The organism is Enterobacter cloacae complex sp. IR53041 (assembly GCF_049238285.1).
GTDB lineage: Bacteria > Pseudomonadota > Gammaproteobacteria > Enterobacterales > Enterobacteriaceae > Enterobacter > Enterobacter roggenkampii.
Window position 1 is genome coordinate 1 of record NZ_JBMKHB010000065.1, and the last position, 5532, is coordinate 5532.

Genomic DNA, 5532 nt, shown 5'->3' on the forward strand with positions numbered 1-5532 from the left:
TGACTGGACTCGAACCAGTGACATACGGATTAACAGTCCGCCGTTCTACCGACTGAACTACAGAGGAATCGTGTGAACGGGGCGCATATTATCGACCTGCGTCTCCCTTGTCAAAGGGTGGATCGCCGCCTTTTGATCGTTTGCTGACAAAATCGGCAAAGTGCTGTTTTTGACAGCGGAATGCACCGCTTTGGTGCGGATATACCTCTAATGGGGCAGATCATAAACTGCTGTTTCGGTAATAAAACCCCCTCCATGATTAGGTTTCCTTATTTTCAGGCGCTTAGCGCCCAATTCAGACCGCCTGGTAAAAGTGGCATTCATATTGCAAAACCTGTTCAACAACGACAGCCGGTTCCGGCACAGCATTTCGAACAGGGGGCAAAATGAACTTAAGACGACTGAAATACTTCGTAAAAATCGTCGATATCGGCAGCCTGACTCAAGCAGCAGAAGTGCTGCATATCGCGCAGCCTGCGCTGAGCCAGCAGGTGGCTACTCTGGAAGGCGAGATGGATCAGCAGCTGTTGATCCGCACCAAACGCGGCGTCACGCCAACGGAAGCCGGAAAAATTCTCTATACCCATGCGCGCACGATTCTGCGCCAGTGCGAGCAGGCGCAGCTGGCGGTGAATAACGTGGGCCAGACCCTGAGCGGACACGTTTCTATTGGCCTGGCGCCGGGAACGGCCGCGTCCTCTATTACCATGCCGCTGCTGCAGGCCGTTCGCGCTGAGCTGCCTGAAGTGCTGGTGTACCTGCACGAAAACAGCGGGTCCGTACTGAATGACAAACTGCTCAACGGCCAGCTGGACATGGCGGTCCTTTACGATCGCTCCCCGGTGGCCGGGATCACCAGCCAGCCGCTGCTGAAGGAAGATCTCTATCTCGTGGGCACCCGCGACTGTCCGGGCCAGAGCGTAGACCTTACCGCCGTGGCAGAGATGAACCTCTATCTGCCGCGCGACTACAGCGCCGTGCGCGTGCGCGTGGACGAAGCGTTTTCCCTGCGCCGCCTGACGGCCAAAATCATCGGCGAAATTGACTCGATCTCCACGCTGACCGCAGCCATTGCCAGCGGAATGGGCGTCACCGTACTGCCCGAATCCGCCGCGCGTTCGCTGTGCAGCGCGGCAAACGGCTGGATGGCGCGGATCACCACGCCTTCGATGAGCCTGCCGCTGTCGCTGAATATGTCCGCACGCGGTTCGCTGTCGCCACAGGCGCAGGCGGTAAAAGAGATTCTGATGTCGCTGGTCAGCAAGCCGTCGCTTGAGAACCGTGAGCTCCAGCTCGTGAGCTGATATTCCATAAAAGCATAAGATGCTGGTTTTTATTATTTGTTCTGCAGCTCGGCTGACTCTAACAATAGAGCTATGTCAGATGCGCCGGAGTGAATCGTGAATTTCCAGCAACTTAAAATTATCCGTGAGGCGGCCAGGCGGGACTACAACCTGACCGAGGTCGCCAATATGCTTTATACCTCTCAGTCCGGCGTCAGCCGCCATATCCGCGAGCTGGAAGAGGAGCTGGGCATAGAGATCTTTATCCGTCGCGGCAAGCGGCTGCTCGGCATGACGGAGCCGGGTAAAGCATTGCTCACCATCGCTGAGCGGATCCTCAACGAGGCCAGCAACGTGCGTCGCCTGGCGGATCTCTTCACCAATGACGCCTCGGGCGTGCTCACCATCGCCACCACCCATACCCAGGCGCGCTACAGCCTGCCGCCGGTGATTAAGGCGTTCCGCGAACTTTTTCCGGAGGTGCGTCTGGAGCTTATCCAGGGCACGCCGCAGGAAATTGAAGTGCTGCTGCAAAACGGTGGGGCGGATATCGGTATCGCCAGCGAACGCCTGAGCAACGACCCGCTGCTGGTGGCGTTCCCCTGGTTCCGCTGGTATCACAGCTTACTGCTCCCGGTCGATCATCCGCTGAATCAGGTCTCTCCCCTGACGCTGGAAGACGTTGCGAAATGGCCGCTCATTACTTATCGCCAGGGGATCACGGGACGCTCGCGCATAGACGAGGCCTTCAATCGTAAAGGGTTAACGCCCGACATCGTGCTGAGCGCGCAGGACTCTGACGTCATCAAAACCTACGTCGAGCTGGGTCTGGGTATTGGCCTGGTGGCGGAACAGTCCAGCGGAGAACGCGAGGACGGGAATCTGGTGCGTCTTGACACGCGTCATCTGTTTGACGCCAACACCGTATGGCTTGGCCTGAAGCGCGGGCAGCTGCAGCGCAACTATGTGTGGCGCTTTATCGAGCTCTGCAACGCCGGGCTGTCGGTGGATGAGATTAAACGTCAGGTAATGGAGCCGGAAGAAGTGGCGATTGATTATCAGATTTAGGTGCGGGTTTGCCCGGTGGTGCTGCGCTTACCGGGCTCTGCATTTAATTGAACGGATATTTTTTGAAGGCCGACTGCGATTCGAATGATTCGGCAAACGCCTGAATCGTTCTAAAATCCGCTGCGTTAACGACCTGCGGGATCATCGACTGAATAAAAGTCCAGACAACCGTGCTCGTGACGGTAACCTGATCGGGAACGGCGGTGGCGGGACGCCCCTCCAGTAAGGTATTCCATTCCCTGCAGGCCGCCAGCAGCTGGATTGTAATGCGTTCGACCCATGAAACGTGCTGCTTTTCTACCGGGCGCAGGTTGTGTTCATACACATTTTGCACCGCTTTTTCAGCGGCGGCGAGAATAAAGCCCAGCGTCTGAAGATCGTTTGCCTGCGCATCCGGCGCGACGGGCAGGAGTCTCCGCTCGGGGTCGGCCTGAGCCTCAAAATAATTCAGAATCAGCGAGGAATCCATCAGACGTATTCCGTTATCCAGAACCAGCGTCGGGGCTTTTACCGCGGGGTTGATCCGGGAGAGTGCGTCGAAGGTGCTAAAGACTGACAGCGGCTGGCTTTCAAACTCAACGCCATAAAGCTCAAGGGAGATCGCCACGCGCCGTACATAAGGTGAATCCATCATGCCAACAAGCTTAATCATCTTTCCCGTTTTCCTGTCTGTGTGAAAGAACGCGTCATTGAAAAGGATGATCCGACATTACAATACAATTTGCATGGCGAATATCTTCAGTATCTTACCGTAAGGGTTAGTATTACTGACATACGGTCAGGTTGCCGCTGTATATCCAGCGCAGATAAGGAAGTGCTTTCATGTCGGATTTTCCACCCATTGCCAGTTTGCGAAGCTTTGAAGCCGTCGCCCGTCTTGGCAGCGTGACGCTGGCGGCGAAAGAACTCCACGTTACCCATTCCGCTATCAGCCAGCAGATCAAAACGCTGGAGGAGATGGTGGGCGTAAAGCTGTTTATCCGTCTGGGGCGAGGAGTGCAGATCAACGAAGAAGGGCGGCTCTATGCCTTACAGGTACGCGAGGCGTTGAACCACATCGCGGATGCCACCCGGCTCGTACAGGTGAAGCCGAGAAAGCAGGAGCTGACGCTGGCGATGGTGCCGTCATTTGGATGCCACTGGCTTTTGCCGCGCCTGGAACGCTTTCGGACGAAGTATCCGCTTATCACCCTGCGGATCCAGGCCAGTCTGACGGTCACCAGCCTGCAGCAGGAAGGGATAGATATCGCGATACGGATGGGGCAGGGAAACTGGGAAGGGAGTGAAAGCCATTACCTTTTTTCCGATGAGCTTATTGTGGTGGCCGCACCTGGCTATAACGGGGGCGTGCTGCCCGCTACGCCGTCTGACATTGCAAAAAGTCATCTTATTTTTTCCATGGAGTCGTGGAAAACGTGGTGCGTGAATGCGGGTCTTGAGAAAGAGATCGTGCCTGGCGGCGAGCGGTGAGTGCTGTGGAAAGTAACCAACTCTAATGAGCGAATCAGGGTCTGGGAGGGAGTGACTTATTATTGGAATTAGGGATATGCTGCTGCATCAATTCAACGATCCAATCAATAAAAACGCGCAGTCTGGCGTTGACGTGGCGGTTAGGCGGAAATGCCAGGTACAGGGGCATTGGCTTAATACGCCAATGTTCGAATAGCCGAATCAAGGAACCACAAGCCTGATGCGCTTCTGCCATATAGACCGGCAGCGCAATCACGCCTAACCCGGCTAACCCAGCTTCGAGGTAAGCATTGCCATCATCCACGGCAAGGACATAGCTGCCCGTGATGTCAATATGTTCACTCTCACTGCGCAGTACCAGAGGATCAATCTTACCGGTGCGCGAGGACAAGAACCCTACAATGCGATGGTCGGTGTTTTCCAGCTCTCGCGGGTGCGCAGGGGCGCCGAGGCGTTCTACATAGCTCGGTGCGACGTAAACGCCGATGTGCAAATCGCCGACGTGGCGTGCGATCAGGGACTCGTCGTTGATTTCGCCACCGCGCAGGACGCAATCCACGTTGTCGCCGATCAGATCCACCACCCGGTCGCTCACGCCCATATCGAACTGGATATCCGGGTAGCGTGCATGGAAAGCCGGTAGCGCCGGCACCAGGATGAGGCGGGCCAGCGGACTGGGCACATCAACCCGTAGCCGTCCCCTGGGCGTCATCGTCGCGCTGGACAGGCTGTTTTCAGCATCTTCCATGTCCGCCAGCAGGCGGATGACGCGTTCGTAGTAGACCGCGCCATCGGGGGTCACACCGAGCCTGCGGGTGGTGCGATGGAGCAATTTGACGCGCAGGCGCGCTTCCAGTTGCTGAATGAGCTGCGTCACCGTGGTTTTGCTCATATGAAGCGTTTGGGCAGCCTTTGTGAAGCTACCTGCCTCCACCACGCGAGCAAAGGCGCGCATCGCGTCGAAACGATCCATTCCTTATCCTCTCTTTTCACCGATTGTTTGGATATTACAAACAATGATGGACAAAGTCGCTTGTTTATCCGCCCGAACCTGCACCTGTAAAGTGTCTTTATGTTCAACGGGCTGATTTTGCCCTATTGCAAAGGTACAAACATGACAGCACGCGAAGCAGTTTTCCCCTCCGGTCGGCAGGCGCTCTATGAGCGCAATCGCTATTCACCGGCCATCAAATCCAACGGTTTCTTTTTCGTTTCGGGGCAGGTGGGTAGTCGCGAGGATGGTTCGCCTGAACCCGATCTGAGAGCGCAGGTCAGGCTGGCCTTCGATAATCTTAATGCTGTCCTCGCGGCTGCGGGCTGCACGTTCGCTGACGTGGTTGACGTGACCCTCTTTGTCGTCGATCCCGAGTCAAACCTCGACGCTATCTGGAGTATCCTGCCAGAATATTGGGGGGACGCGCCTTATCCTACCTTGACCGGGATCGGCGTGACGTGGCTGTACGGATTTAAGTTTGAGATTAAGGTGATTGCCAGGCTGGATGCGATTCAGAGTTAACTTCAGAGATGCAGTCCCGTAGGTCGGATAAGGCGAAGCCGCCACCCGACAATTTTACCCGACGCAGAAAAGCAAAAAGCCTGCTTCAAAAGCAGGCTTTTCAAATTTGGCTCCTCTGACTGGACTCGAACCAGTGACATACGGATTAACAGTCCGCCGTTCTACCGACTGAACTACAGAGGAATCGTGTGAACG

The 5532-nt window shown here is 55.8% G+C and carries 5 protein-coding genes, 1 tRNA gene and 1 pseudogene; 4 read left to right on the forward strand and 3 right to left on the reverse strand.

What is annotated here, in order from left to right:
• The first annotated feature begins 386 nt into the window (after window positions 1-386).
• Together nac and cbl are read left to right on the forward strand one after the other, a co-directional pair.
• Window positions 387-1304 (forward strand): nitrogen assimilation transcriptional regulator NAC, encoded by a 918-nt coding sequence (gene nac, locus ACOTXF_RS23475; RefSeq protein ID WP_008499475.1) that lies wholly within the window; start codon window positions 387-389, stop codon window positions 1302-1304.
• A gap of 96 nt (window positions 1305-1400) precedes the next feature.
• A complete protein-coding gene (cbl, locus tag ACOTXF_RS23480) occupies window positions 1401-2351 on the forward strand; it encodes an HTH-type transcriptional regulator Cbl (protein ID WP_008499476.1) in 951 nt (316 codons plus the stop codon).
• Between the two features lie 43 nt (window positions 2352-2394).
• Here the strand turns inward: cbl and ACOTXF_RS23485 are convergent, their stop codons facing one another.
• On the reverse strand, window positions 2395-3003 hold the full coding sequence (locus ACOTXF_RS23485; RefSeq protein ID WP_048961996.1) for a glutathione S-transferase family protein: 609 nt from the start codon (window positions 3001-3003) through the stop codon (window positions 2395-2397).
• Window positions 3004-3173: 170 nt separating this feature from the next.
• On the opposite strand from ACOTXF_RS23485, the pseudogene ACOTXF_RS23490 reads away from it, so the two are divergent.
• Window positions 3174-3812, forward strand: a pseudogene (locus tag ACOTXF_RS23490) (LysR family transcriptional regulator); the annotation flags it as partial.
• A 43-nt stretch (window positions 3813-3855) separates the two neighbouring features.
• Here the strand turns inward: ACOTXF_RS23490 and ACOTXF_RS23495 are convergent.
• Window positions 3856-4794, reverse strand: a complete 939-nt coding sequence (locus tag ACOTXF_RS23495; protein WP_047746488.1) for a LysR family transcriptional regulator — start codon at window positions 4792-4794, stop codon at window positions 3856-3858.
• A gap of 141 nt (window positions 4795-4935) precedes the next feature.
• Here ACOTXF_RS23495 and ACOTXF_RS23500 point away from each other — a divergent pair, with 141 nt between their 5' ends.
• Complete coding sequence (locus ACOTXF_RS23500; protein WP_234115288.1) at window positions 4936-5337, forward strand: RidA family protein; 402 nt, start codon at window positions 4936-4938, stop codon at window positions 5335-5337.
• A 107-nt stretch (window positions 5338-5444) separates the two neighbouring features.
• On the opposite strand, the gene ACOTXF_RS23505 is transcribed toward ACOTXF_RS23500, so the two are convergent.
• Window positions 5445-5520 (reverse strand) — tRNA-Asn (locus ACOTXF_RS23505).
• Between the last annotated feature and the right edge of the window lie 12 nt (window positions 5521-5532).